Raw genomic sequence first — 23,651 nt, 5'->3', positions numbered from 1 at the left:
TTAAAATTTTCAAGAGCACTTGCTTGGCCAAACAGTGAATTTTATAGTTTAATGTGCTATATATCAATTATTTATACCTACAAAAAGACATTTAGGAAGCACTCCCATACTCTGGCAAAAAATTAAAGATTTTTTGCTTTAACCATCACATTGCCCTAGATTTACTATCACATCGATAAAGTATGGTACAAGTTATAATCAAGGCACTGGATATTCTCGAACTCGTTGCACAGCGCAACGGTCAGGCTGTGACGCTGACTGAAATTTCGTATGAACTTCAACTCAACCAGGCAACAGCTTCAAACATCATTAACACGATGATCGGGAAGGGCTATCTGGAACATGTGGGCAAAAAGAAAGGCTATCGGCTGGGGCTTGCGGCTTACAGGCTTACCAATGAAGTCAAATACGAACAGGACCTCGTCGTAGCCGCGCGCGATTCTATGGCGCAGCTTACGGCAATGCTTAATGAATCGTGCCTGCTTGGAGTACTGCGGAATCAGAAGCGTTACATCCTTTATGCCGTGCATTCAACCCAGGATATACAGGTACAGGTCCGTTCCGAGCGGAATGTGTACGAAACTGCGAGTGGCAGGCTGCTGCTGGCTTATCTCCCGGAAAAGGAACTGGAACGTTTTATAGCGCATAACGGGCTTCCCGATGCAGAGCTTTGGGAAGAAGCTGCAAGCCGCATGTCGCTGATGGAAGCATTGATTAGTATCAGGCGGGAAGGGATTTGCATGACGCATTTAAAGAACACGCACGTACGCGGCTTCGCGGTGCCGGTATTTGCCAAGGACAAAGTTGTTGCCGGCCTGAGCATCTTCCTGCCGGATTACCGCTGCTCAGCTTCCCGGCAAAAAGAAATCGTGCTAGCACTCCGGGACACAGCAACGCAGATCAGTCAGAAGCTGGAATGAAACGGGATTACTAATAAAACCGGTTTTTGTTCTTGTCTTAATCCGGATGTTGGCCCTGTTAAGCGAGATGATCTTCGCGGTTTGCCACCAGCCTTGGTGCTTACCGCTGAGTTTGATCCGCTCCGTGACGAAGGGCAACTATATGCAAAAAAGGTTGTAAAAGGCAGGGGTTTGGAGTCGTTCAACAACCACGAACGTTTCACGACACAGGAAAAACATGCGGGTTAATGAGTTTCATAGTATTCCCGCCGGAAATTGAGCTCGAATTAACCTGGACAAACAAAGAGTTTCTATCGTTGATCAAAGATAGCTGGACGTTACACAGAATTTAACAAAGCAGAGCCCCAATATAAACCGCTACTTAACCAGAGAAATTCTATGAACTGCCGAAGATCCATCCTTATCGGTTATTTTTAGGATATAATTACCAGCAGTAAATTTGGCCACATCAATCACTTTCTCAGGTAATTGTTCCGCCTCGAACACAATTTTGCCATCCGTTCGAATTAACTGGAAAAGATCAACCTGATCCCAGTCAGGCAGCGTCAGCTCTAATCTATCTGACACCGGGTTCGGGTAAACCTTTGCAACTTTTCCATAAACATAAGCATGGGCAATTTTACTATATGCAAAAGTTTTATCGCGGTCGACCATACGAAGCCGGTAATAATTGTTTCCTGCCTCAGGCGTGCGATGGATAAAGGAATAGGTTTTAAGTGAATCGCTATCCCCACTGCTTGCAACAGTACCGAGCTGTTTCCAACTTTTGCCCGTACTGCTGTACTCTATTTCAAACTTCTCACTGTTGAGTTCAGACACAGTTGACCATTGAAGGGTATTGACGCCGTTCTCGTTAGTTACATCAAATTGGGCTAAGGTCACTGGAAGCAGTTCGCAGGCGGCGAGCAATGCAGTTCTTGAACTGCAGCTTCCTTTGTTACCACTAAGGTAATATTCCCTTTGGGCAAACGCGTTGCACAAGAACGGTAGCGTGCACCCGTCAAGATTGGGATTTGAGGAAATTCGTATATCCCAAGGCAAAAAATCGACATTCTTCAAGGCGGCAATGCTCTCTAGCGATGGGTTGTCAGATATGTTAATCGACGCAAGCTTCGTCAAATTCTCAAGACCGTCGAAGTTGACCATGCCGGTTTCAGTGACATACAGTTCGATTATTTCATGCGCACCTGTGAGGCCCATCGTAGTCATAGACGGGTTGTGATTGAGATAAAGTCCATCGATGGAATAAGCATTATGAAGCCCATTCAAACTTTGCAGCTTATCGCAATCTCCAACTGAAATTCTGAATATATAATCTATGCTTTCAAATCCACTGAGATCGGTCAATCCATCGCAGTCATCAATAATGCAGTAATAGAAGGATTGAATATTTCCGAGGCCCGACAGGGTCTTAAATTGCGGCCCAAGTCTAAAAAGTCGTAAATCACCAATACTTGTAAGGCTGGACAGCCCATTGAAGCTTTCAAGAAATGTTTGGGAGCCAACTGTTGACTGGATACCCAATCCATTTGTTATAGTTGTCAGATTGTTAAGCCCGGTAAGATCCTTAATAGGCATGTTACTAATATCGATACTCAAAATCTCGACAGTTTTAAGCCCCAAAAGACCATTTAAATTAGTGATGTCAGACCCGCTAATACCAACCCTACCTAAAACAGAACAATTTCCATAAGTGATGGCAAAATCATCGATAGCCGCCTGACTTGTAAACGTGCCATTTTGGGGACATTGTGAGAATGACATTCTGCTCAAAAGCAGAAGCAGGAGAAGCGTAGATAGATGCTTCATAATGATAATTAGATAGTTATGCGAAAGAAAAGTCGGTGTAACCAACTAATTACTCAATGTGATGCTGGATTATGGAATGGAGAGTGAAATCCTGGAATAAAGTTTTATCCTTGATACTGACGTTATATCTATGCCATGAGGAACACTACCCAGACATTACATTTCAGTAATCCATCCATTATTTGACACGCTCTAGAAAAGTTGACTAGCCCCATTATTTGCAAGAATAATGCGAATAATATCAGGCCCGAAGTCTGAGGCCTTTGCTTGTCCGAAATTTTTGACTTGTGATAATTGAGTTAGTGTATTTGGCATTTTTTTGACCACTTGTGTCAAGACGACATCCGACACAATCGTATACGGCTGTACGTCTCGCTGCTGGGCAAGATTGGCCCGCCATTCAAGTAATTTATCGAAGAGCGCTCCGTCGACTATCGGTTGCTTTTTACCGCTTGCCGCCGGACTGGCCTCGCTTTTGTCCGATTGGTAATCGCGTAATGCTTTTGCGGCCGTTAAAACAAGGTCGTCCAGGCTCGTCACCTCCGGCAATTTCAAAAAAATTGCGGCACTCAGCCCGATGCAGTGCGTTAATCGCGCAGCAGACAAATGAAAGTCGGGGGCCAAGACGCGCTGATGGCATTGGGAGAGCAAATCACCAATTTCGCGCATAGCCTCATTGAGTTTGGAAAAGAAATAGCTGGTAGCTTTTGTTAGCCTTTCACCCAGGGCTTCCCAGCTCCGCCTCTCCGACGGATTCAGGAGCGTCAATAGCTCTTGCTTGCGAAAACTGGCCGAAACTTTTAGCAATTCAATATTGATCAACTTCGATATAGCGTCAGTCCTCTGCTGGACAAGCCCATGGAGCACATCATTTTCCCTGATAAACCCAAACACCGACTCCCAGCATTCCGCAAGGATTGTAAAGTCAAACAAATCCAGCACCGCTTCCCTGAGGCTATCATGTCGTACGGCAGCCAGGCGCGAACTGTCGTAAGCGTTTATCGAGGCATTTTGCATAAAGGCTTTCACTGCCGGGGCCACCATTACGCTGGCCGCGTTGACGGGCGCGAGTAGCACAAGGCCATCCAGTGAGCGGCACCGGCTCAGGGCCACATACACCTGCCCGGGAGCAAACGCAGTACGGACATCGACCACAAGCTTGTCAAAGGTCAGGCCCTGACTTTTATGAATGGTCACAGCCCAGGACAATCTTAACGGCAACTGCGAAAATGTCCCCGCGCTGGATTCGCTGATCTTTCCCTCAGTCTCAGACAAAGCATATTTCACATTCTGCCAGATTTCCGGAGTCACGATAAAGTCGGAGCCATCATCGAAAAAAGTGACATGCACCCGCCCGTTCTCGATGCGCGAGACGCGCGCTGCTCGCCCATTATAGTATTGTTTTTTTCCGGAGGTGTCATTTTTAATAAATATGACGTGAGCCCCCTCTTTAAGAATGAGCTCCTTCTCAGCCGGAAACGCCTCAGAAGGAAAGTCGGCGGAGATAGTCGCGCTGAAAAGATGCTGTGGAGTCTGTAATGCGTCGAGCCGCTGCTGATTAATCTCTTTGACCTTGCTATTATGAGTAGAAAGCGTAACGTAGTCGGATAGGTCAGAATCCGCTTGGGAAATGTACCGCGCGTTCAGCGAAGAAAGGGTATTTTCCGTCACCTTGCCATCCCTGACACTGTTGAGGATGTCGATAAACACAGGATCGGTCTGGCGATAAACGCGCGATAGCTCAAATGTCAGAAAGCCCGACGAACCCCAAACCAGGCTATCAAAGAAATACGGGCTTTTATACAAAGAGCTTAACATATCCCAGTCGTTGTTGGTGACCGGTGGCAACTGATATGGATCGCCGATCATCAGCAGCTGGACGCCTCCGAAGGGTCTTGCCGATGCCCTTACAAGCCGAAGCAGCGTATCTATGTAATCCAGCGTATCTGCCCTTACCATACTGATCTCGTCTATGATCAGCAACTGCATCCGCCGAAGCATTTTTTCCTTCTCCGGATTCACAGACCTGATTGTGGGCTGTGGCTGATTCTTTCCACGTACACCAGGCACCAAGGGACCCAGCGGAACCTGAAAGAAAGAATGTATCGTAACGCCACCTGCGTTAATCGCTGCCACTGCCGTCGGAGCGGTCACCACCATTTCTTTGGCCAGGTCCTGGCGGATATGCTGCAAAAAGGTTGTTTTACCTGTTCCCGCCCGTCCGGTTAGAAAGATCGGCTTGTCGGTCTGGGTCAGGTATTCAAGAATAGTTTGATGATGAATATCGAGTTGCATGCTGGTTTTTTGCCGCAAATTAATCTGAATTCAAAGTTCTTGGAACTATATTCTGATTTTTATCAGCCGCCACATGTGTCCGGCAGCAACGGATACACTTACCATTCGTCAATAAAAAAGAGGATTTGGTACACCCCTGTTCTCCCATTAGTCAATCTAATTTCTTCCTTATTAACAGGTTGGTACTTTTGAGTAAGTGCAAGTACCCACCTCAACTTTACCTCGCACATGAAACTGCATTACATATGCTGTGAACGCCATGTTACGAGTATGCCCAAGCATAATAACCATGAAACACTTATATAAATTAAGAATATGAAAATGATCCGAGTAATATTCATTATCACGCTAACAGGTGCTTTAAATATTGACTTAAAGAGCCAAAGTATCACCAGGAATTTGGATGATTCGCGCATAGAACTGGAAGCGATAAACAGTAGCATAGAGCAGTTATACTTGATGGAAGATGTTAATGCACTGACCAGCTTTTACGCCAGTCAGTTTACTTTTTTTCCCGAGTATAAGCCTGCCATTTTTGAAATTAAAGTGCTAAATAAATTTTTTAAGGACTGGTTTGCGGCAGGAGATGTTAAGGTATACAAGAAAAAAATATCCGCAGTGGAAGCATATTCCGATCATTTGCTCGAATTAGGCACTTTTAGTGTGCATTACGCATCCATTAAAAAGCCACAGGGTGAATACAAAGGAAATTATATGGTTTTATGGAGAAGAGACAACGATGGAAAATTGAGTATTATATCGGAAACTTTTGGAGCTGATACCTATATTGAACCTGAGGTAGTGCCGTATGCCGATATTCAGGTTGAGGCAATTAACTTCACAGCAATAGATCATGTGAATAAGAAATTGATTGCCGAAGTTGAAGAATTTGACGCAGTTGTGTTAAAAGCCGTAGCGAATGGTGACGGAAATGCGAGAGCTGACGGATTTACAAAAGATGCAATCCTTCTGTCAACTTTTGATTCGATTCGGGTGGGAATGGAGTATATCAGGCCGAAAATGCTCAAAACCTACACACCAGATATGTCCTATATTGTAAAGCACTATTATAATAGGATATATGAACTTGGGGATTATGTTTTTGTAGCTGGTCATTATAAAGGCGGATGGGGCGATTCAACCAAAGGAGGAAGGTTTGAAGGTAACATGTCTAATCTTTTGAAAAGAACAAAAAATGGTAAGCTATTGATGCACAGACAAGCGGGAAACAGGGACAGTAAGCTAGTGCTAGTCAGTAATTAACCATCGTCTGATCCGAGAGGTAGCAGAACTGCCATGAAAAAAAATTTTGTGCTTCGAAAAAATGCTCTATATTTGTAGAGCACAATACAAACAAATAGAGCACATCTAATGGCTAACCATATGACCAAAGGCGAAGAAGAACTCATGAACCATCTTTGGAGCCTGGAAAAGTCGTTTTTTAAGGAATTGAAGGATCAGTACAAAGACCCTAAACCCGCTACCACCACTATTAACACCCTACTGAAAAGACTGATCGACAAGGGAATAGTTAATTACAGGCTCTTCGGCAACAGCAGAGAATACTATCCTCTGATCAGCAAGGAACAGTACTATTCCAAACATCTGCGAAGCCTGATTAAGAACTCCTTCAACAATTCGATTGAGCAATTCGCGAGTTTTTTTACCAGGGAAGTGGAAATAAGCGATAGCGATCTGAAGAAACTAAGGGATATTGTTGACACTCAATTAAAAGGCAGGTCAAATGACTGATTATCTTATTAAATCAACGGCGTGTTCCCTGATCCTTTACCTGACTTATATAGGTTTTTTCAGGAATTCGAGAGCTTATCATATGAATAGGCTGGTTCTTCTGCTGTCTGTCTTTTATGCATTAATCGTACCCGCGCTAAATATGGCGCCGATCATGCTGCAAAAGTTTGGTCATGGACATACAGCACCGTTATTAAAGATATTGCCCGTCAGCAATTATCTGCGTGTCAGTGAACCTGTAATCGCAGCCGCACAAACAGATTTTCCGGAAGTACCCTTCGCTTGTTTACTTGTTTATGCGATCGTCTCTACAATTTTACTAATACGGTTTACCATTCATATTTCACTGCTGCTGCTAAAAGGGTACCGGGCTGACAAAGTTATTCACCAGGACACTACCCTAGCCCTGCTCAATGAAAAGGTGAATCCATTTACATTCTTCCATACGATATTTATCACGCGCGAGAGTTATGAGAACAAAACGCTCGACGAAGCGTTGATCCGGCATGAAATGGCCCATAAAAGGCAACTGCATTCTGTTGACGTGGTAATTTTAGAGGCAGCGTTGGTATTCTTCTGGTTAAATCCCTTTTTGTACCTGTTCAGGAAATTGATTAAAGCCAACCACGAATACCTGGCCGACGATTTCGTGTTAAGATCGGGAATTTCCCTTAGTGACTATTCGAATAAGATTATCAATTACACCTTCCAACGCAAGACACAAAGCATCGTCAGCGGGTTCAATCATCTCTTTATCCGCAACCGACTGAATATGTTATCCAGATTCAATCAAAAGAAAAAACCAGCCTGGCAGCTGATCTTATTTATTCCGCTTTTGATCGTCCTGTTCCTGAACACGGCATTTAAAAATACAAATGATTTCTTACCAGACTCGATCCAGGGTATTTTCTATGCTGACGAAATACACTGGTCCGGGGAAAAAGAGATCTGGATTCGGGGAAGTATGAAGGTGAAGTTCGGATCAAATGATTTTACCGGCAAAGGATCGTTTTCCGGTTTCGACCGGGGATCCCTTTTAATCGTTGATGGTAAACGGCTTTCCGTTAACGAATCGGTACACATCTTAGGCAAACGATGTAATCTAATCTTTCTGACCAAAGAACAAGCGAAAATAAAACTCGGTACAGACGGTACAGTCGGGGTTGTTCAGGTCAATACTTCCAGGTAGCTGGCGCTTAGATCAAGTTCCAGTTTAAATTCAATTCATGAGATATGAACAAATTATTCCGGAGGCTTTTAAAGCTCTCTCTGGGGACGTTATGCCCGATACTCAACGCAGCAGTTGCACCGGCTCAGACCATTGAGGCGTCGATCGATTCAATGGTTAGCAGTTTTATGTCGGATAGAAAAGTCCCCGGCTTTGCTGCATGTATCGTGAAGGATGAGGCGATTGTTTGGTCAAAGGCTTATGGTGACGCAAATATCGAAAACAAGCTACCGATGAGCGCAGAGGGTATTATGAATATCGGTTCTGTTTCCAAAACTTTTACCACAGCCGCCGCTATGCAGCTGTGGGAAAAAGGACTGCTTGACCTTGATGAAGACGTGAGCAAATACCTGGACTTTAAGGTGAGAAACCCTAAGTATCCGGATAAAATAATAACTGTATTTCAGATCCTGACCCATACTTCTTCCATTCGTGACGGCCAAGCGTACAGTCACAGTTATTCCTGCGGGGACCCGACGATGGCGCTCCAGGACTGGATATTTGAAAATCTGACGCCGGAAGGGACGTTCTTTCATGGAGGGGACAACTTTGGGGAATGGGCTCCCGGATCAGGAAAGCGGAGATACTCAAATGTCTCTTTCGGCCTGCTTGGCTTGATTGTTGAAAAAATCACAAAGCTGCCTTTTAACGAATACTGCAAAGAGTTCATTTTTGAACCCCTTGACATGAACCATACCGGATGGATGTTAAAAGAGATAGATACTAAGAAGCATATAATACCCTACGCTTACGTAACCGAACAAAACCGTGAAAGTTTATTGGGGGAAAGTCAGTTGTACCCTACCGGGGCAGATTTCAAGCTAGGGACATTCATACCGGCTTGCCTGTACAGCTTCCCAAATTATCCGGACGGGCTTGTTCGTACAAGTGTGAGAGAATTATCCAACTACCTGATCGCGATGATGAACGGCGGTAACTTCAAGGGCAAAAGGATTTTGAAGAAAAAAACGGTTGAAAAAATGCTGTGCCTTCAGATACCAGGCAATAGTAGCCAAGGCCTGGCCTGGCATATTTATGAATGGGATTCCCCGACAATAAGCAATGCCACCATATGGGGCCATACCGGTGGCGATCCAGGCATTACAACATATCTTTTCTTCGACCCGGTTTCCAGGCTTGGCATGATTACTTTTCAAAATGCATCCACGGGCGGTACATCCGAACTTTTCGAGGCCTTGTTCAAAACCGTGGCGAGCCGGGACATCGGCAGTGTTTCCCTGGAATTGCGTCCCACGAAACCGGGTGTCTTTTACGCTGATAATATACACTGGTCGGCAGAGAACAAGGAGCTATTGTTAACCGGCAAGATCAACGTACAATTCGGGGATAACAACTTCAAAGGTAACGGTTCATTCTCGGGCCTAGGCAAGGTAAACCTCCTGATCGTGAACGGGCAGAAAGCAACCGCTGGTTCGTCGGTAACCACTTCCGGAAAGAAGTGTTTTATTCAGGCGCTAACCAAGCAGGATGCTGTTAGAAAGTACGGTACCGACGGCGAATTCGGAGCAATTGAAATAACAATACCGCATTGATTCCTCTTACCCGCAGTCGGCCAGATTACATGGTGATACAATCTAATCTGGCCGCCCAATCGCTACGTTGTTGGCGGGAGAGTCACACCACATTTGGTAACAAAATTTTGCTTTCACCACAGAACCGAGGAGTTGACGATCTCATTGAATTCGGTGACGGCAATTTCAACGTCCTTTTCACGAATCCCGTTGGCAGCCATAACCTGGCTAACCAGTTGCTTGCCTGCTATTTTCTCGGCATCAAAAGCGATGGGAAGGTTTAAATTGATTGGTCTCTGAAACTGGGACTGACCAGCTTCACGGATCATTACGTCAAAAAATTTGGAGACCGATTTCTGATCGGTCGATGGGTATCCCTTCACGATGATTTTCACTTCCCTCAGGCTATCGTCGATAAAGATTTTCTCGTGCATCATGTCAAGTTTCAGTTTGTTGAGTCTACCAAAAGTACCCAGAAAACTGCGGCAGTGATGCCGGTTAACGATTTGATAACCGTGAATTCGGAGCGGAGTAAAGCACCCGTCACTGAATAGGTGAATTTTTTGCGAGCGTTACCGAATAATCAGCGATTTATACCGCAAAATCAGGTTAAATGCCGGTAAATAGTTAAAGGCCAAAGGTTTTCATGCGATCATGTAGGTTTGAAGTATGTTCTGGGTGGTCCAGTACGACAAAACAATCTTAGCTATGAAAAATAATTTAATTCATGTTGCCCTGCGCCGGGCATTCTTCCAATTTGCCGTCCCACTTACGATGATGGCCGTCATTTCAGGGACCTTCGCCAAGGCGGCAAGTAAGCCAAGTAACGGAGGCAGTGCGCCGAAATCACAACAAAACCTGACTACCCAGATTCGCCGGTTCCTGGAAGCAGAAAACACTTACCCTGCCCAGTTAACAAAGGCCATTGTCGTGATCAGTTTTCTGGTCGACGAAAACAATCAATTAAAACAGGTTGTTTCCCATAGCCAAATCCCTGCCGTTGACAACTACTTTAAATCAAAACTGGAAGGAAAGAGAGTTCAGATACAGCACGATGCAGACATTAAAGGAAAGCAGCAATTTGTAAAGCTCCGATTCTCCATTGAGAATTAAAGCGAATAGCCTCTCGTTGCAACGGTCTTCCGGGTTCGGAAGGCCGTTTTTTTGTTTTTACTTCTCCGAACTCACCATCTAGCAAGTCATCCAGCGCATCCAGACTAGCGACCCAGAAGACGAACAGATTGTCGAGCCAACCCTTGCCGCACATACACGAAGAAATAGACTCTGCGGAGGAAAATCAGCATATTAAAGCCAAAGTTCATCTATATTTGCCAATCCCGATTTTCGTTTTTTGTATGAGACAAATACTCCTGTTTTACTGTTTAACTTCCCTCCTAGTCTCCTGTAATACCAAAAAACAAAATCAAAAAGCGGAGTTTAAAGATGTGCCGGCTTCCAATCTTTCGGGAAGGGAATTGGCAATCACGCATTGCAGCCGGTGCCATGCATTGGTAAGCCCCGAACTATTACCAAAAAACAGTTGGCAGAAAGTCCTTCCGGCGATGGGTCACCGAATGGGCATTTACAGTGGAGGCATCAGACCGGACAGTTTGTTTAATCCTAAAACCGGTGGTGAAGTGGTTCGTGCTGCCGGTGTTTACCCGGAAACGCCTGTTGTGGCCAAAGAGGATTGGAAAAAAATAACGCAGTACTACCTGGCAAATGCACCGGACAGCATCTCTCCGCCCCTTCGCAAACGTCCGATCCGAATTGGATTAAAGCATTTCAAATACCGGGAATCCATTTTTTCGCACCGGCCGTCATTGACGACCCTGGTCAAAATCCTGCCGGATAAGCGGGGAATTGTATTTAGTGATGGAAAAAGCAGACGCAACGTGCTCACATTCCTTACCCCGGATCTTCGGGAGAATTACAGTATGCGGCTGGGCGCCACCCCGATCGGGTTTTATGAAAAATCAAATGAGCTCTATCTGACGACTATTGGAAACGGTGTTTTTCCCACTGATAACGCCCATGGAGCTGTGCATCGGTTGACCACAAACGGTTCCGCACCGGGTTACCAGGCTAGCGCGACTGCCATTGCCAATTTGCGGCGGCCCGTGTTTGTCGCTTACGGGGATTTGAATAAAGACGGGCACGAGGATGTGGTTGCCTGCGAATTTGGCAATGAAACGGGGCAGTTGGCCTGGTATGAAAACAATCGGAGAGGTGGTTACGAAAAACGGGTTTTAAATGAAAAACCAGGTGCCATTTCAGCGGTTATCAAGGATGCCAATAACGATGGGCTACTGGATGTCTATGTATTGATGGCGCAGGCCGACGAAGGTGTTTTTTTGTATGAAAACCAGGGTTCCGGCCACTTCAAAGAGAAACGATTGCTGACTTTCTCGCCGCTCAATGGCTCGCAGCATATTGAATTGGCCGATTTCAACAAAGACGGTTTCGATGATATCGTATATATCTGCGGGGACAATGCCGACAAAACGCCTATTTTGAAAAATTATCACGGTATTTACATCTTTTTGAATGATGGTAGAAACAATTTCAAACAATCGTACTTCTACCAACTCAATGGCGCTTACAAGGCAATTGTCCGGGACTACGATATGGACGGCGACCCGGATATTGCAGCGATCTCCTTCTTCCCGGACTATCTGCGCTATCCCGAGGAAAGTTTCATCTATCTCGAAAACAAAGGAAGGTTAAAATTTGAAGACTATTCATTCGCCCAATCTTCCAAAGGACGGTGGATAGTCATGGACGCGGGCGATATGGATGCGGACGGGGATATCGATCTGGTGCTTGGCTCATTCGTCTATTTCATCCCGATGGGTGATACAACTGGCCTCGGTAAAAAATGGCTTTCCGATGGCCCCTCCCTTATTGTTTTGGAAAATACGGCGCGTTAGGAACTGTCGCGTATTCCTGTGTCGCGTTGCCCTATGCGTTTGAAGGTTGTGGCTGTCGCAGGCACGACGGGCAAAAGCAAGCAGTGATCAATAGCGCGCTGAGCTGTATCTTTTGCGATAATCGAGAGGTGTCAGGTCGGTGTACTTTTTGAATACTTTCCGAAAAGCATCGATGTTGTTATAGCCAACATTATAAATGATCTCATTGATGGTCTCAGCAGTAGACTCCAGTTGCTTTTTTGCAAATTCTACTTTGACCCTTTGGATATATGCTGCGACGGAATTGCCGGTACATTTCTTAAACCTTCTTTCAAATGTCCTGCGGCCCAGGCAGACCTTTGTGCAGATGTCTTCGATGCTCAACATTTCTGTTGGATTGCGCTCTATAAATTCCTGTGCATGTAATACTTCCTTATCCTCGTGTCTCTTTTGGCCCATGAAAATCGTGAACGGGTGTTGGCTCTTTCTGTCAATATCAATCTCAAACATTTTAGATGCCAGAATGGACATTTCCCGGCCCAGGTGTTTTTCAATCACATACAAAAGCAAGTTCAGGTAAGAGTATCCACCGGCAGAAGTGTAGATGCCGGCTTCATCTGTGATGATCATATCATCGATCAGATTTACCTGCGGGAATAATGATTCAAATTCACTTTTCGCTGCCCAATGTATAGCGCAGCTTTTACCGTCGAGCAGCCCGGTTGAGGCCAGGAAGAACGATCCCACGCACAGCGTAACGAGTTCCGCGCCTTTATTGTACTGATTGATGAGCCAATCAGAATACCCTTGGTTAGTTTCCAAAGCCTTCGCGAAATCCCCACATAACAAGGGGATCACCACGACATCTGTACGGCTCACTTCGTGTATCGTCTTGTCAACAGCAATGGAATAAAGCCCACGGCTTAGTTTTACATTTTTCTCCTGGCCCACTATTTCAACGGTATAAAAAGCTTGCTTTCCCTGGTAGCGAAGGAAATCATTTACCCGGCTCAGCATCTGGTAACTGCTATCAATAGAATTAATTGTCGCGTCGTGTAATGCGAGAATTGAAATGTGTTTCATATAGCAAAAATAGGCGAAGCACGTGTCGCAATCAATACGTAAGATTGTCGTTTCCGCCGTACATCCGGCTATGATCCGAATCTTAATTTTACAGCACAATAACTTTTAAAAAATCGACAATGAAAGCAACAGAAATTATCATGATCCCCGTATCGGATCAACAAAAAGCAAAAGAGTTTTATGTAAACCTGGGCTTCCAGGTAATCGCCGAAGCCCCCATGGGCAACGGCGAAACATGGCTGCAAATGGGCTTGCCAGGTCAGTTGACTTCCATATCCCTTGCCAAATTTCAGGGGATTATTTTTGAGACCGATGACATTGAAAAAGAAATCGGTGTATTAAAGGCAAAAGGCATAACGGCCGGTGAAATTGACCCTACACCCTGGGGCCGCTTTGCCTGGATGCAGGACCCGGACGGTAACAAGCTTTGCCTGCATCAAAAATAACGTGGGATCTATTCCCGCTACGGTCAATGGAACCGGCATGATCCGAAAAGCTTTCTAAAACCAGGATCAGCCTTACCGTTAAAGGCAAGGCTGATCCTTTCATCCGGTATTTCGCTCATCAACCTTAATGCTTTAAGACCATGTTGTACGGCAATTACTTGCCGCGCGATGTCCACCAACTTCCTAAGAAGAGGCGAGCCACCCGTCATTAGCGGAATTACCGAACAGCAACCAAACCGCCATTTTGATCTCCCCGGGAAGTCGGTAACGCAAATTCAAAGATCGCTCCCGTGCCTCTTTCACTGAAAACCCGGATGGAGCTCTGATGCAGTTCAAGAATTTTTCTTACAATTGCCAGCCCCAGGCCCATCCCCTTTCCCTGTGACGCATGCAGATCAGCCTGCTTGTAGCGCTCGAAAATTTGCTCCTGATATTCCCTGGCAATTCCAACCCCGGTATCGCTCACTCTGGTCGTCACACTGTCGCCTGTCTGCGCCAACGCAATCGAAATTTGCCCGCCGTCGGGCGTGAATTTGATAGCATTGTCGAGCAAATTTTGGAAAACTCTTTCAGTCAGGCTGATATCGGCAAAAACGGCGGGCAAAGTGCCGGTGACATCAAATTTCAAAATGATATTCCGCTCCTGCACTTTTAACTGATAGGCACTCACAATGTCGGAGACCAGCTCGCCGATCGGGAAAAATTCCTTTTGTGGTGCCACTACATTGGCTTCCAGTTTGGAATATTGGAAAAGCTGGTCTACCATTCCCGCAAGTTTTTTGGTGCCTTCATGGACAATGGAAAGATACCGGTCGGCCTCAATCCTGGACAGCGAGTCACGCTTGATCATAAGCGTTTCCGTGTAACCCTGCATAATCGAAAGAGGTGTCCGAAGGTCGTGGGAAACATTCGCGATCAACTCCTGGCGGAGGCGGTCGGTGGCGGTAACCTTCTCGAAATTATCGACGATCACATCGGCCATCTCGTTGAAGGTCGAAGTGAGAACACCGAGGTTCCCTTTGGCGTAGCCGTTGATTCGCGCGCCGTAGTCGCCTTCCTGAAACTTCTTGAAAACACCGGCAATGCTGCAAATACTATCGGTGATCAGAAAGAAAGTAACGACGCCTACCACGAATGCACCTAGCAATGCCGCGAAAAATATATAAAGCGCCAGCCGGAAATACAGGTCGTCATTAAGCGCGCCCAAGATTTCTTTCTGCTTCTCGCTCGCGAGCACAGCATACACATAGCCCGCCAGTTTGCCGTTTTCCAAAACAGGGGCTGCCGAGAAAATACTCTCTTCACCGGACCGCTTCGGGTTGTCGCCCAGCGGACGCTTGCCCGATTCGGAAACAAGCCACTGCTTCACCTTACTCATATCCACTTTATTCATTTGGACAGTGGCTTGCGGGACCACGTAATCGGTGATATTACCAAGCGTATCAAGCAGGTATACCTCTACGCTCGGATTGGCTACCATAGTTGAATGGATGATGTCGTGCGTGACTGTCGTGTCGGGCCGGCCATTTTTAATGGGCTGGGTGAAAGTGGCAAGGTGCCCGGCAATGTCACCATAAAGCTGCTGGTGCGCAGCCATATAATATGTTTTCGAAAAACGGGAGCCGATCAAGACGAAAACAAGGGCCAACACCAACAGGAGACCGGCAAAAACGGCGCTTATCTTCCAGAAAAGCAGATTCCCGCGAATAGTTTTAACAGACATTCTAAAGATCCTCGTTAAACCGGTAGCCTATGCCCCAGGTGGTTAATACAAATGACGGGTTCGAGACGTCGGCCTCTATTTTCCCTCTCAATCGATTGATATGCGTGTTGACTGTGTGCTCATACCCCTCAAAATCGTATCCCCAAACCAGGCTCAGCAATTGTTTGCGGCTGTAACTTCTTCCGGGACTGGAAGCCAGCAGGACGATCAGCTCGAATTCGCGGGGAGAAAGCTCGATGCGATCGCCATGCAGCAAGACCTTCCGCTTGTCGACATCGATTTCCAGGCCGGCAATGCTGATCCGGGGCGCCAGTGGCTGGCTATATCGTGCCTTTTCTTCATTGCGCCGAAAAATAACACGGACGCGGGCGATGAATTCCCGTACACTGAACGGCTTTGTCAAATAATCATCGGCGCCGGTTTCCAGGCCCATTACCTTGTCTATCTCCTCCGAGCGTGCGGTAAGCATCAGTATCGGTGTCTGCCGGTCTGTTTGCCTGACCTTCCTGCACACTTCCATACCATTCAGACCGGGTAACATCACATCTAAAATGATCAGATCGAACGCCGAGCCCGTTGCCCGTACAAGGCCATTCTGCCCGTTCTTCTCCGAAACGACCTTGCAGCCGAGGTCGGACAAGTGGATAGTCAACAGCTCGATGATATTGCTGTCATCTTCTATGATCAATACATTTTTCGTATCCATTACCTACTGATTTTATGCAAAGTTTATAAATAAAACCGCGCGATAGGCCGCTGTGATACTTTTGTTATAATTCCGTAACGGCTATGGGACATCGTCTTTCTTGTTTTGCATCATCCAAACACGCAAAACATAAAGACCGATGATCAAAACATTGCTTGGGCTTTCGATGACAGCTCTTATTTTCAGCTCCTGCACCAAGGACCATGACCCGCAACCGACCGCCAAAAGCATTACAGTAGAGAATGTGCTCGACAGCAAACCATTGGTGGAATCGGGTACATTCAAGGGTACCGGAACGCCACCCGTCATCCTTCCGGGAGAGACCGTTTCGTTCTCTTTTTCGGCAGCCAAAAACCAACGCCTTACATTCGCTACGATGTATGGATGGAGCAATGACCTGTTTTTTGCACCCGAAAATCCGGGCATCAAGCTGTACGGCGATGATGGCACTCCCCTGATCGGCGATGTTTCGTCCCAGATTAAACTTTGGGACAACGGTACGCGGGTTAATTCCGCACCGGGCATGGCCCTCTCCCACCCCGGCACAGCAGAAGCTACGCCAAAGAATATCAAAGAAGTGAAAGGTGCCGACGATTACGGGCATACGTTCCTACCCGCATCGCAGCTGATGAACGTGTCGCTGGCCTATGACGGCAACTCCATGTTCACGGTTACTATTAAAAACAAATCGGGCGGCACGGCCAATGAAACGCCATTCAGTCCAGGCGTATGGGCGATTTCGTACGTTGCCGGCGGCAATCTGCTATTACCCGAACCGATCTATTCAGATGGCAAAGCCACCACAGACGCGTTGACCCGCATTGCCGAGACTGGTGATAATGCACCATTGAGCGCATTACTTACCGTCCAGACAGGCATTTTTACGCCACTCTCGCCGGTGCTGGTGGTGGTTTACAACGGCACGGAAAATCCGTTCTACAAATCCGGCGAAAGTGACCGGGGAGAAGGGTTGAAAGACCTGGCCCAGAAAGGGAATGCCGATGTGCTGGCCGCTGCATTGAAAACTAAATCTGGCATTAAGAGTGTATACATACTTAAAGAGCCTGCCAGCACGGTACTCCTGCCCAAACTCGGTGGCAATGCAGGCGGTAAAGTTTCGCAGCCGCTCATGCTCGCACCTGGCGACCGCATTGCGATCGCGACCATGTACGGGTTTTCAAACGACTGGTTTTTCGCGACCAGCGGTAACGATATCGATGGCAATGCGACCGGCGACGTTTCGGGTTCCATCGCTCTGTATGACAACGGCACGGCCCTCGACCAATTCCCCGGCGCGGGCATTACGCAATTCAACCTGGCCGGAACACCACTTTCCGAAAGCAAAGCCATCGCGCCTGTGCCTAATCCTAATAAATTCACGACGCTACCGGCAATCGGCAACATCATTAAGGTGACATTACAATAACGGGCAGCTTCGCGGCGCCTGTCCGCGAAGCTGTATTTCGAAATACCAATCCAATGAAAAGAAAGATCGCGATCCTCGCATGCATCCTCCTGTCGGCATTCGCCAGCTTTTCACAGACGACAGAAATGCGCAAAAAGCAGATTAACCTTGAAACATCCGGCCTGGCGATACGGCGACAAGTCGTATTTCAATTATCATATGAAAGTGAAAAATAACTGGTCGAAAAAGCGTGAGGAACTGATCGGGAAAGCGGATATGCAATGGCCATCGATCAAATACAAAGCACAATGACCGCGAAAGCCCGCAATACCTGGACCTGGGTGCTCAGAGTGTTAGCCGCAGGGATCATGCTGCAGACCTTGTATTTCAAATTCACCGCCTCCCCGGAATCCGTTTATATATTCTCAACAGTGGGAATGGAACCGTGGGGACGCATTCTGGTGAGTGTATTTGAACTGATTGCCTCCGTGCTGATCCTCCTCCCGCGGACCACAGCGTACGGCGCATTGATCGGAATCGGTGTGATGACCGGGGCGATTTTCATGCACCTCACACGGCTGGGTATCGTCGTGCAGGGCGATTCGGGACAGTTGTTCGTTTATGCGCTGCTGGTGCTGGGCAGTTGCCTTACCCTCGCCTATTGGCAACGCGAGAGCCTCTCGGGCATAACCAGGCGTGAAAGATGAGCAATCCACCACGCTCTTCGGATACGAAAATGAAGTCAGCATCTTCTAAACGACCGGGCTATATTACAACTTCCGGCATTGGCCAGGGCCCACGGTAACCAATTGCAGGACAACCGGCGGCAGGAGAAATCCTGAACCTTGTTCCTTATGGCAACTACAGCCGCGGCGCCAAATTCATCGATCTCGATCTTTTGAAGACTACCTGTCTGCACAATTAACGCATCACATTCGCGCATACGCCATAAGCCCGTTCGTGGGGGTGATTGTTTGCTGACCATAATTTCCGAGACAGCAGCAAAAATTACTTACTTTTGCTCCCTATGGACAAAGTACCTGCTGCATCCCCGGTCACTCCGCCCTGATCTGTTCCGACCATTTAGCATGAATAGCAAGCTCCCACCAAGTGAGCCAGCAATCTCCTGTTTCCTTTATTCAAACAATTCCCAGGGCGTGAATGTATATTTTAACCTGTTTGACTTCCAACAGAAAGTAAACTACAAAAATGAAATCCTGGCTGGTATCACCGTGGCTATGACCATGATGCCGGAATCGTTGTCCTTTGCTATCCTGGCGGGCTTCCCGCCTTTGGTCGGCTTGTACGCGGCATTTATCATGGGACTGGTAACGGCCATCTTCGGCGGCAGGCCCGGACTGATCTCGGGTGGCGCGGGCGCAACCGTCGTCGTTTTGATTGCACTGATGCAAAGCCACGGCATTGAATATGTCTTTGCAGCTGTGGCGCTTGCTGGCTTGATCCAGATCCTGATCGGGCTTTTCAAACTTGCGAAATTTATCAGGCTTGTACCACAGCCGGTGATGTACGGCTTTGTGAACGGCCTTGCGGTGATCATTTTTATGTCCCAGCTTAACCAGTTCAAGGAATCGACAGCACCCGGCGCGGGCTGGCTGACCGGACCGCCACTTTACACCATGCTCGCACTTGTTGCGATCACGATGTTGATTATCATTGTTTTTCCCCGCATCTCCAAAGCGGTGCCAGCGTCGCTGGTGGCTATTGTGTGCATCTTCGGTATTGTATTAGGTTTCGGCATAGAAACCAAAACGGTCAGCGACATTGCGTCTATCGCCGGGGGCTTTCCTCCTTTTCACATTCCCGAAATCCCTTTTAACTTCGATTCGCTAGGCATTGTCGCGCCGTATGCGCTGGTGATGGCGGCTGTCGGCCTGACGGAAGGTCTTCTGACGCTAAACCTGGTGGATGAGATGACAGGCACCAAGGGAAATGGTAACCGTGAAAGCATGGCGCAGGGCGTGGCCAATGTACTGAACGGCTTCTTTTTTGGCATGGGCGGTTGCCCGATGATCGCTCAGACGCTGGTGAACCTGAGCGCGGGCGCCCGGGCAAGGCTTTCAGGAATTATCGCCTCGCTGACCATTCTCTGCGTCATTCTTTTTGGCGCTCCCGTTATCGGTCGGCTTCCCATGGCGGCTTTGACGGGCGTGATGCTGATGGTCGCCATAGGCACCTTCGAATGGGCCAGCTTCCGAATCATTAACAAAATGCCCAAACAGGACATTTTCGTGGGTGTTCTGGTGGCCGTCATTACAATTTTTCTACATAATCTAGCTCTTGCGGTATTGATCGGCGTGATTATTTCTGCACTGGTTTTCGCATGGGAAAGCGCAAAACGAATTCGGGCGAAAAAATATATCGATGCCAATGGTGTGAAGCATTATGAGATCTATGGGCCACTATTTTTTGGTTCGGTTTCGGCGTTTAACGAGAAATTCGATGTCGCCGGTGATCCGATGGAGGTCATCATCGATTTCAAGGACAGCAGGATCGCAGATATGTCGGCAATCGAAGCAGTGAACAAACTGACCGGGCGTTACCGGGCGGCCGGAAAGAGATTGCGCTTAAAACACCTGAGTGAAGATTGCAGAAAGCTTTTAAAGAATGCCCAGGCAGTGATCGATGTAAACCTTATCGAGGATCCTGTGTACAGCGTGGCAACCGAAAAAGAATAAAGCGGACGCCTACTTGAATCCGCCGCGAAAGACTATCATTTGACTTCCCTTCATGCCGCTGTTTATTCCACCTCAACATCCACTCGAGGTAACAGCCCATCCTGCAAGGTGTAAACATGTTTTACCATCCCGTCAAATATCATCATTGGGTTAAACGAAAGATAGGGAGAAAAACCGTCACGACTTTTGCGTACGGTTCTTATTTACCCGAGCCCGGGATATTCAATTCTCAGGCGTTAGATTCAGCTCCATGAGCGCGCCCAATCAAATCTTTAATAATCTTTGCCGCCAGATTAACTTTTGCGTCCGGAATAATTTTATAATTCTGTTCGCGATAAGTGCGTACTTCATCAATTGCGTACAGCTGTTGATGATGGAACCTTGCAAACCTGGGCCGGAATTTTATCCCAAGAAGCCCGATTACAGCCATTAGCCTTATTATTTGTTAGCCTGCTAACGCCAGCGATGATTGGATTTACAGGAATAGATCTTTCGCCAGATCTTACAAAGGATTATGGGTTTTGGCTGTTTCTCATACTGGTTCCCGCTGTCAGTGCCATCTGTTCTGGTTTAAAGAATATGGCTTGCATGATATTGTGCCACCATGTGTGCTGCGTATGGCAAAGCCTGATGAATATAAGTATATGGTTGTACGTACAAGTAAAGATAAATTACCACAAGTCGCGGGATTCCTACAAACAGCATGGCATAAAGTGGCTCCCAACCTACCTTACCGGGGCTTCCTTCAATCAGATTTAATTGAAAAAGAACTCCGCATGACACAAGGTTTTAAATCAATTGCTTTTTTTCTAGCCATTGTTACCTTGCTCCTTTCAGCGTCAGGTTTGTTTGCACAAATTTCATTGAACATAGATAAACGTAGCAAAGAAATTGGCATGCGTAAAGTTCTTGGTGCTTCGGTACTGCAAATAATTGCGGCAGTCAATCGGCGATTCGTGCATATCCTGTTGATTGCATTTGTGGTTGGTTCGATTTTCGGTTACCTGTTTACCAGCAAGTTTATTTTCCAGTTTATCTTCAAATATCATCCTGATGCCGGGCCTGCTCCATATATAGGAACATTTCTGACCGTTGTAATCTGTTGTTGCATTATTATCGGTTCAAAGGTTTACCGTGCAGCCACGGCAAATCCGATAGAAAGATTACGTGCAGACTAGTCGTATTTTTTGAAATTAGTGGGCTTCTGGATTGAATGTACCTAATGAGAAAAGGACAGCGGCGGATGACCACAAAAAAAGCTACACGAGAGTCGTGACGGATTTTATCCTTTTCTTTAGTTTAACCCATCGATTACATGGTTACATTGGTCAATAGCTTGTTTACAATCACCCATCTTCCGTCGATTTTCGTCAGCGATAACAGGTCGTGGTAATTAAACTCAAACATAGGCAGGCGGACCTTTGCAACAGCGATCAGGTTGATGATTTCTATGGATATAATTTCCATCCGAAAACTTTCGCCCAGCTCAAACGGGCTCTTCCTATTTTTAACACCGTCAAGATATTGATCCAGTGTTTTGAAATAGGGCTGTCCGTTCACATCGCCGGCCACCAATGCCTGTGGATGAAATGCGCTCCGGAGCAGTTCCGTGTCTCCTTTAAAAACCCCATTAAAATAGTCCGACAATACCGCAGCAATATCTGCCGCGCGATCTGTGTAATTGTTCATTGTGTTTTCAATTTAGCAGATATGCGCCGGTATACTGATCCTGCGCATATCTGGTGTTTACACTTCATTCGATGTGGCGATCTGCAACATCGCCTCCGTCCAGTCGCCCGCAACCATTGCCAGCTGCATTGACGTATGGCATGAACGTCGATTTTAAAGCGTGGCAAATGCCGTTAATTGAACTTCAAGTTCAAACTCATTGTAGATGAGCGTATCGCCCAGGTTGGTGAAGAAATTACCCGAGCGGAACTTCATTTCATAACGCGTACGATCAACGATGACTTTGCCAGAAGCGGTAATCTTATCGCCGGAAACATGTACCTGGGCCGGGAAGGTAACTTCGTGGGTGATACCTTTGATGGTCAGATCGCCGGTGATCAGGTAGCTGTCGCTGCCGAGGTGATCTGCGGTAGTAATGACAAATGAGGCTTCCGGGAAATTTTCTGTTGAGAAGAAATCCGCTGAAAACAGGTGGCCAGCAAACTGTTCATTGGTAGCCGGATCGGTGATGTCCAGAATTTTAATCGAAGTGGTGTCAATAATGAAGTTGCCTCCGCTCAGATTACCATTTTGCACGGTTAATTCCCCCGCTTTGATGTCGATGGTGCCATTATGCGCGCCTGTAACTTTTTTTCCGGTCCAGTCGATGTTGCTTTGTGAACCTTCGACTGCAAATGTTTTAGTTTCCATTTCTTTATGTATCGTTTAAATTTGATACACAAAGTAGCGCAGGAATCTGCAGGGCGTTACGTGATGTAGGTCACTTTCGGAAGGAGGTTATTTATGTGTATTGTAAAGTCTGCTGAGCGTCTCGCGGGAAACGCCGAGGTAGGCCGCGATCAGGTGTTTTGGGACCAGGTTGTATAATTGGGGATAGAGCGCAAGCAGCTCTTCGTAGCGGGCTTTCGTATCGTTGTTCATAAATGATAACAGCCTTTTTTGAGATGCCAGGTACCCCCGGTTCGTCCGCCAGCGGAAAAAGTGCTCCACCGGATGAAGCTCACTGCATATTTTTTCGCGGTCGTCATTGGAAAGGCAAAGAACCTCTGCGTCGGTGATACAATCAATATTAATGGTCGCCCGCGTCTGGTTGTACAAAGCGCCGTAATCCGACGACCACCAGGTGGGCATGGCAAACTGCAGGATATACATTTTGATTTCGTCATTGACAAAAAAAGCTTTCAAACAGCCTGAAACCACGAAATACTCATAATCTACACGACTTCCTTCGGAAATCACCACTTGCCCTTTCTTATACGATTGGGGTTTAAAGTGCGAAAACACATAATCAAACTGCTCATCAGTCAGTTTGGCGGTTTTAGCAATATGTTGTTTCAGAATTTCTTTTGCATCCATTGTCCGGCGTATTCCATTTAACTTAGATTCCAGGCTGTTACCAGTTTATTTGCTCATCGGCGAGGATTTCTGGTTACATTATTGTCCTCGGGGCATCCCCTG

Annotated in this window: 24 protein-coding genes; 14 read left to right on the top strand and 10 right to left on the bottom strand. The window is 46.7% G+C overall.

The genetic code is table 11. The features are described from left to right. The first annotated feature begins 182 nt into the window (after positions 1 to 182). Together LZD49_RS04360 and LZD49_RS35980 are read left to right on the top strand one after the other, a co-directional pair. On the top strand, positions 183 to 920 hold the full coding sequence (locus LZD49_RS04360) for an IclR family transcriptional regulator (protein WP_234666097.1): 738 nt from the start codon (positions 183 to 185) through the stop codon (positions 918 to 920). Between the two features lie 6 nt (positions 921 to 926). After that, positions 927 to 1,148 (top strand): alpha/beta hydrolase fold domain-containing protein, encoded by a 222-nt coding sequence (locus LZD49_RS35980; protein ID WP_409021300.1) that lies wholly within the window; start codon positions 927 to 929, stop codon positions 1,146 to 1,148. A 129-nt stretch (positions 1,149 to 1,277) separates the two neighbouring features. Here LZD49_RS35980 and LZD49_RS04355 read toward each other — a convergent pair whose 3' ends face one another. After that, a complete protein-coding gene (locus LZD49_RS04355) occupies positions 1,278 to 2,729 on the bottom strand; it encodes a T9SS type A sorting domain-containing protein (RefSeq protein ID WP_234666096.1) in 1,452 nt (483 codons plus the stop codon). 192 nt (positions 2,730 to 2,921) lie between these two features. Then, positions 2,922 to 5,024, bottom strand: a complete 2,103-nt coding sequence (locus tag LZD49_RS04350; protein ID WP_234666095.1) for an HRDC domain-containing protein — start codon at positions 5,022 to 5,024, stop codon at positions 2,922 to 2,924. 315 nt (positions 5,025 to 5,339) lie between these two features. Between LZD49_RS04350 and LZD49_RS04345 the strand changes: the two genes are divergently transcribed. The 4 genes from LZD49_RS04345 (at position 5,340) to LZD49_RS04330 (ending at position 9,557) form a co-directional block, all read left to right on the top strand. Continuing rightward, positions 5,340 to 6,287 carry a hypothetical protein gene (locus tag LZD49_RS04345; protein WP_234666094.1) on the top strand — a complete coding sequence of 316 codons (948 nt, stop codon included), beginning with the start codon at positions 5,340 to 5,342 and terminating at the stop codon, positions 6,285 to 6,287. 108 nt (positions 6,288 to 6,395) lie between these two features. Further along, the gene (locus tag LZD49_RS04340; RefSeq protein WP_234666093.1) at positions 6,396 to 6,776 is read left to right on the top strand and encodes a BlaI/MecI/CopY family transcriptional regulator; all 381 of its coding nucleotides are present in this window, start codon (positions 6,396 to 6,398) and stop codon (positions 6,774 to 6,776) included. Further along, positions 6,769 to 7,965 (top strand): hypothetical protein, encoded by a 1,197-nt coding sequence (locus tag LZD49_RS04335; RefSeq protein ID WP_234666092.1) that lies wholly within the window; start codon positions 6,769 to 6,771, stop codon positions 7,963 to 7,965. The genes LZD49_RS04340 and LZD49_RS04335 overlap by 8 nt, the downstream gene beginning before the upstream one ends. 44 nt (positions 7,966 to 8,009) lie before the next feature. Further along, positions 8,010 to 9,557, top strand: coding sequence for a serine hydrolase (locus tag LZD49_RS04330; protein ID WP_234666091.1), 1,548 nt, complete (start codon positions 8,010 to 8,012; stop codon positions 9,555 to 9,557). Positions 9,558 to 9,670: 113 nt separating this feature from the next. Here LZD49_RS04330 and LZD49_RS04325 read toward each other — a convergent pair whose 3' ends face one another. Further along, a complete protein-coding gene (locus tag LZD49_RS04325; RefSeq protein ID WP_234666090.1) occupies positions 9,671 to 9,973 on the bottom strand; it encodes a hypothetical protein in 303 nt (100 codons plus the stop codon). Positions 9,974 to 10,244: 271 nt separating this feature from the next. Between LZD49_RS04325 and LZD49_RS04320 the strand changes: the two genes are divergently transcribed. Then, a complete protein-coding gene (locus tag LZD49_RS04320; protein ID WP_234666089.1) occupies positions 10,245 to 10,649 on the top strand; it encodes a hypothetical protein in 405 nt (134 codons plus the stop codon). A gap of 242 nt (positions 10,650 to 10,891) precedes the next feature. Beyond that, complete coding sequence (locus tag LZD49_RS04315; protein ID WP_234666088.1) at positions 10,892 to 12,466, top strand: VCBS repeat-containing protein; 1,575 nt, start codon at positions 10,892 to 10,894, stop codon at positions 12,464 to 12,466. Between the two features lie 87 nt (positions 12,467 to 12,553). Here the strand turns inward: LZD49_RS04315 and LZD49_RS04310 are convergent, their stop codons facing one another. Next, positions 12,554 to 13,528 carry a GlxA family transcriptional regulator gene (locus tag LZD49_RS04310; RefSeq protein ID WP_234666087.1) on the bottom strand — a complete coding sequence of 325 codons (975 nt, stop codon included), beginning with the start codon at positions 13,526 to 13,528 and terminating at the stop codon, positions 12,554 to 12,556. 119 nt (positions 13,529 to 13,647) lie between these two features. On the opposite strand from LZD49_RS04310, the gene LZD49_RS04305 reads away from it, so the two are divergent. Beyond that, positions 13,648 to 13,974: a VOC family protein gene (locus LZD49_RS04305; RefSeq protein WP_234666086.1), complete on the top strand. Its 327-nt coding sequence runs from the start codon at positions 13,648 to 13,650 to the stop codon at positions 13,972 to 13,974. Between the two features lie 217 nt (positions 13,975 to 14,191). On the opposite strand, the gene LZD49_RS04300 is transcribed toward LZD49_RS04305, so the two are convergent. Together LZD49_RS04300 and LZD49_RS04295 are read right to left on the bottom strand one after the other, a co-directional pair. Continuing rightward, on the bottom strand, positions 14,192 to 15,697 hold the full coding sequence (locus LZD49_RS04300) for a HAMP domain-containing sensor histidine kinase (RefSeq protein ID WP_234666085.1): 1,506 nt from the start codon (positions 15,695 to 15,697) through the stop codon (positions 14,192 to 14,194). Position 15,698: 1 nt separating this feature from the next. Then, positions 15,699 to 16,403 carry a response regulator transcription factor gene (locus LZD49_RS04295; RefSeq protein WP_234666084.1) on the bottom strand — a complete coding sequence of 235 codons (705 nt, stop codon included), beginning with the start codon at positions 16,401 to 16,403 and terminating at the stop codon, positions 15,699 to 15,701. 139 nt (positions 16,404 to 16,542) lie between these two features. Here LZD49_RS04295 and LZD49_RS04290 point away from each other — a divergent pair, with 139 nt between their 5' ends. The 4 genes from LZD49_RS04290 (at position 16,543) to LZD49_RS04275 (ending at position 20,504) form a co-directional block, all read left to right on the top strand. Continuing rightward, positions 16,543 to 17,829 carry a spondin domain-containing protein gene (locus LZD49_RS04290; protein ID WP_234666083.1) on the top strand — a complete coding sequence of 429 codons (1,287 nt, stop codon included), beginning with the start codon at positions 16,543 to 16,545 and terminating at the stop codon, positions 17,827 to 17,829. A gap of 147 nt (positions 17,830 to 17,976) precedes the next feature. Beyond that, positions 17,977 to 18,120 carry a hypothetical protein gene (locus LZD49_RS04285; RefSeq protein WP_234666082.1) on the top strand — a complete coding sequence of 48 codons (144 nt, stop codon included), beginning with the start codon at positions 17,977 to 17,979 and terminating at the stop codon, positions 18,118 to 18,120. Continuing rightward, positions 18,117 to 18,515 (top strand): DoxX family protein, encoded by a 399-nt coding sequence (locus LZD49_RS04280; protein WP_234666081.1) that lies wholly within the window; start codon positions 18,117 to 18,119, stop codon positions 18,513 to 18,515. Before LZD49_RS04285 ends, LZD49_RS04280 begins: the two co-directional genes overlap by 4 nt. A gap of 450 nt (positions 18,516 to 18,965) precedes the next feature. Next, positions 18,966 to 20,504 (top strand): SulP family inorganic anion transporter, encoded by a 1,539-nt coding sequence (locus LZD49_RS04275; RefSeq protein WP_234666080.1) that lies wholly within the window; start codon positions 18,966 to 18,968, stop codon positions 20,502 to 20,504. A 229-nt stretch (positions 20,505 to 20,733) separates the two neighbouring features. Here the strand turns inward: LZD49_RS04275 and LZD49_RS35975 are convergent, their stop codons facing one another. Continuing rightward, the gene (locus LZD49_RS35975) at positions 20,734 to 20,934 is read right to left on the bottom strand and encodes a hypothetical protein (protein WP_409021293.1); all 201 of its coding nucleotides are present in this window, start codon (positions 20,932 to 20,934) and stop codon (positions 20,734 to 20,736) included. Between the two features lie 91 nt (positions 20,935 to 21,025). Between LZD49_RS35975 and LZD49_RS04270 the strand changes: the two genes are divergently transcribed. Continuing rightward, positions 21,026 to 21,682: an ABC transporter permease gene (locus LZD49_RS04270; protein WP_234666079.1), complete on the top strand. Its 657-nt coding sequence runs from the start codon at positions 21,026 to 21,028 to the stop codon at positions 21,680 to 21,682. A gap of 133 nt (positions 21,683 to 21,815) precedes the next feature. Here the strand turns inward: LZD49_RS04270 and LZD49_RS04265 are convergent, their stop codons facing one another. The 3 genes from LZD49_RS04265 to LZD49_RS04255 all read right to left on the bottom strand — a co-directional run bounded on the left by LZD49_RS04265 (position 21,816) and on the right by LZD49_RS04255 (position 23,549). After that, positions 21,816 to 22,193, bottom strand: coding sequence for a nuclear transport factor 2 family protein (locus LZD49_RS04265; RefSeq protein ID WP_234666078.1), 378 nt, complete (start codon positions 22,191 to 22,193; stop codon positions 21,816 to 21,818). A 153-nt stretch (positions 22,194 to 22,346) separates the two neighbouring features. Further along, positions 22,347 to 22,883 (bottom strand): YceI family protein, encoded by a 537-nt coding sequence (locus LZD49_RS04260; protein WP_234666077.1) that lies wholly within the window; start codon positions 22,881 to 22,883, stop codon positions 22,347 to 22,349. Between the two features lie 87 nt (positions 22,884 to 22,970). Beyond that, positions 22,971 to 23,549, bottom strand: a complete 579-nt coding sequence (locus LZD49_RS04255; RefSeq protein WP_234666076.1) for a Crp/Fnr family transcriptional regulator — start codon at positions 23,547 to 23,549, stop codon at positions 22,971 to 22,973. Positions 23,550 to 23,651 lie beyond the last annotated feature (102 nt).

Source organism: Dyadobacter sp. CY261 (assembly GCF_021440085.1).
Classification (GTDB): Bacteria; Bacteroidota; Bacteroidia; order Cytophagales; family Spirosomataceae; genus Dyadobacter.
The sequence above is the reverse complement of the archived record's forward strand: the minus strand, read 5'-3'. Positions and strand labels throughout refer to the sequence as shown.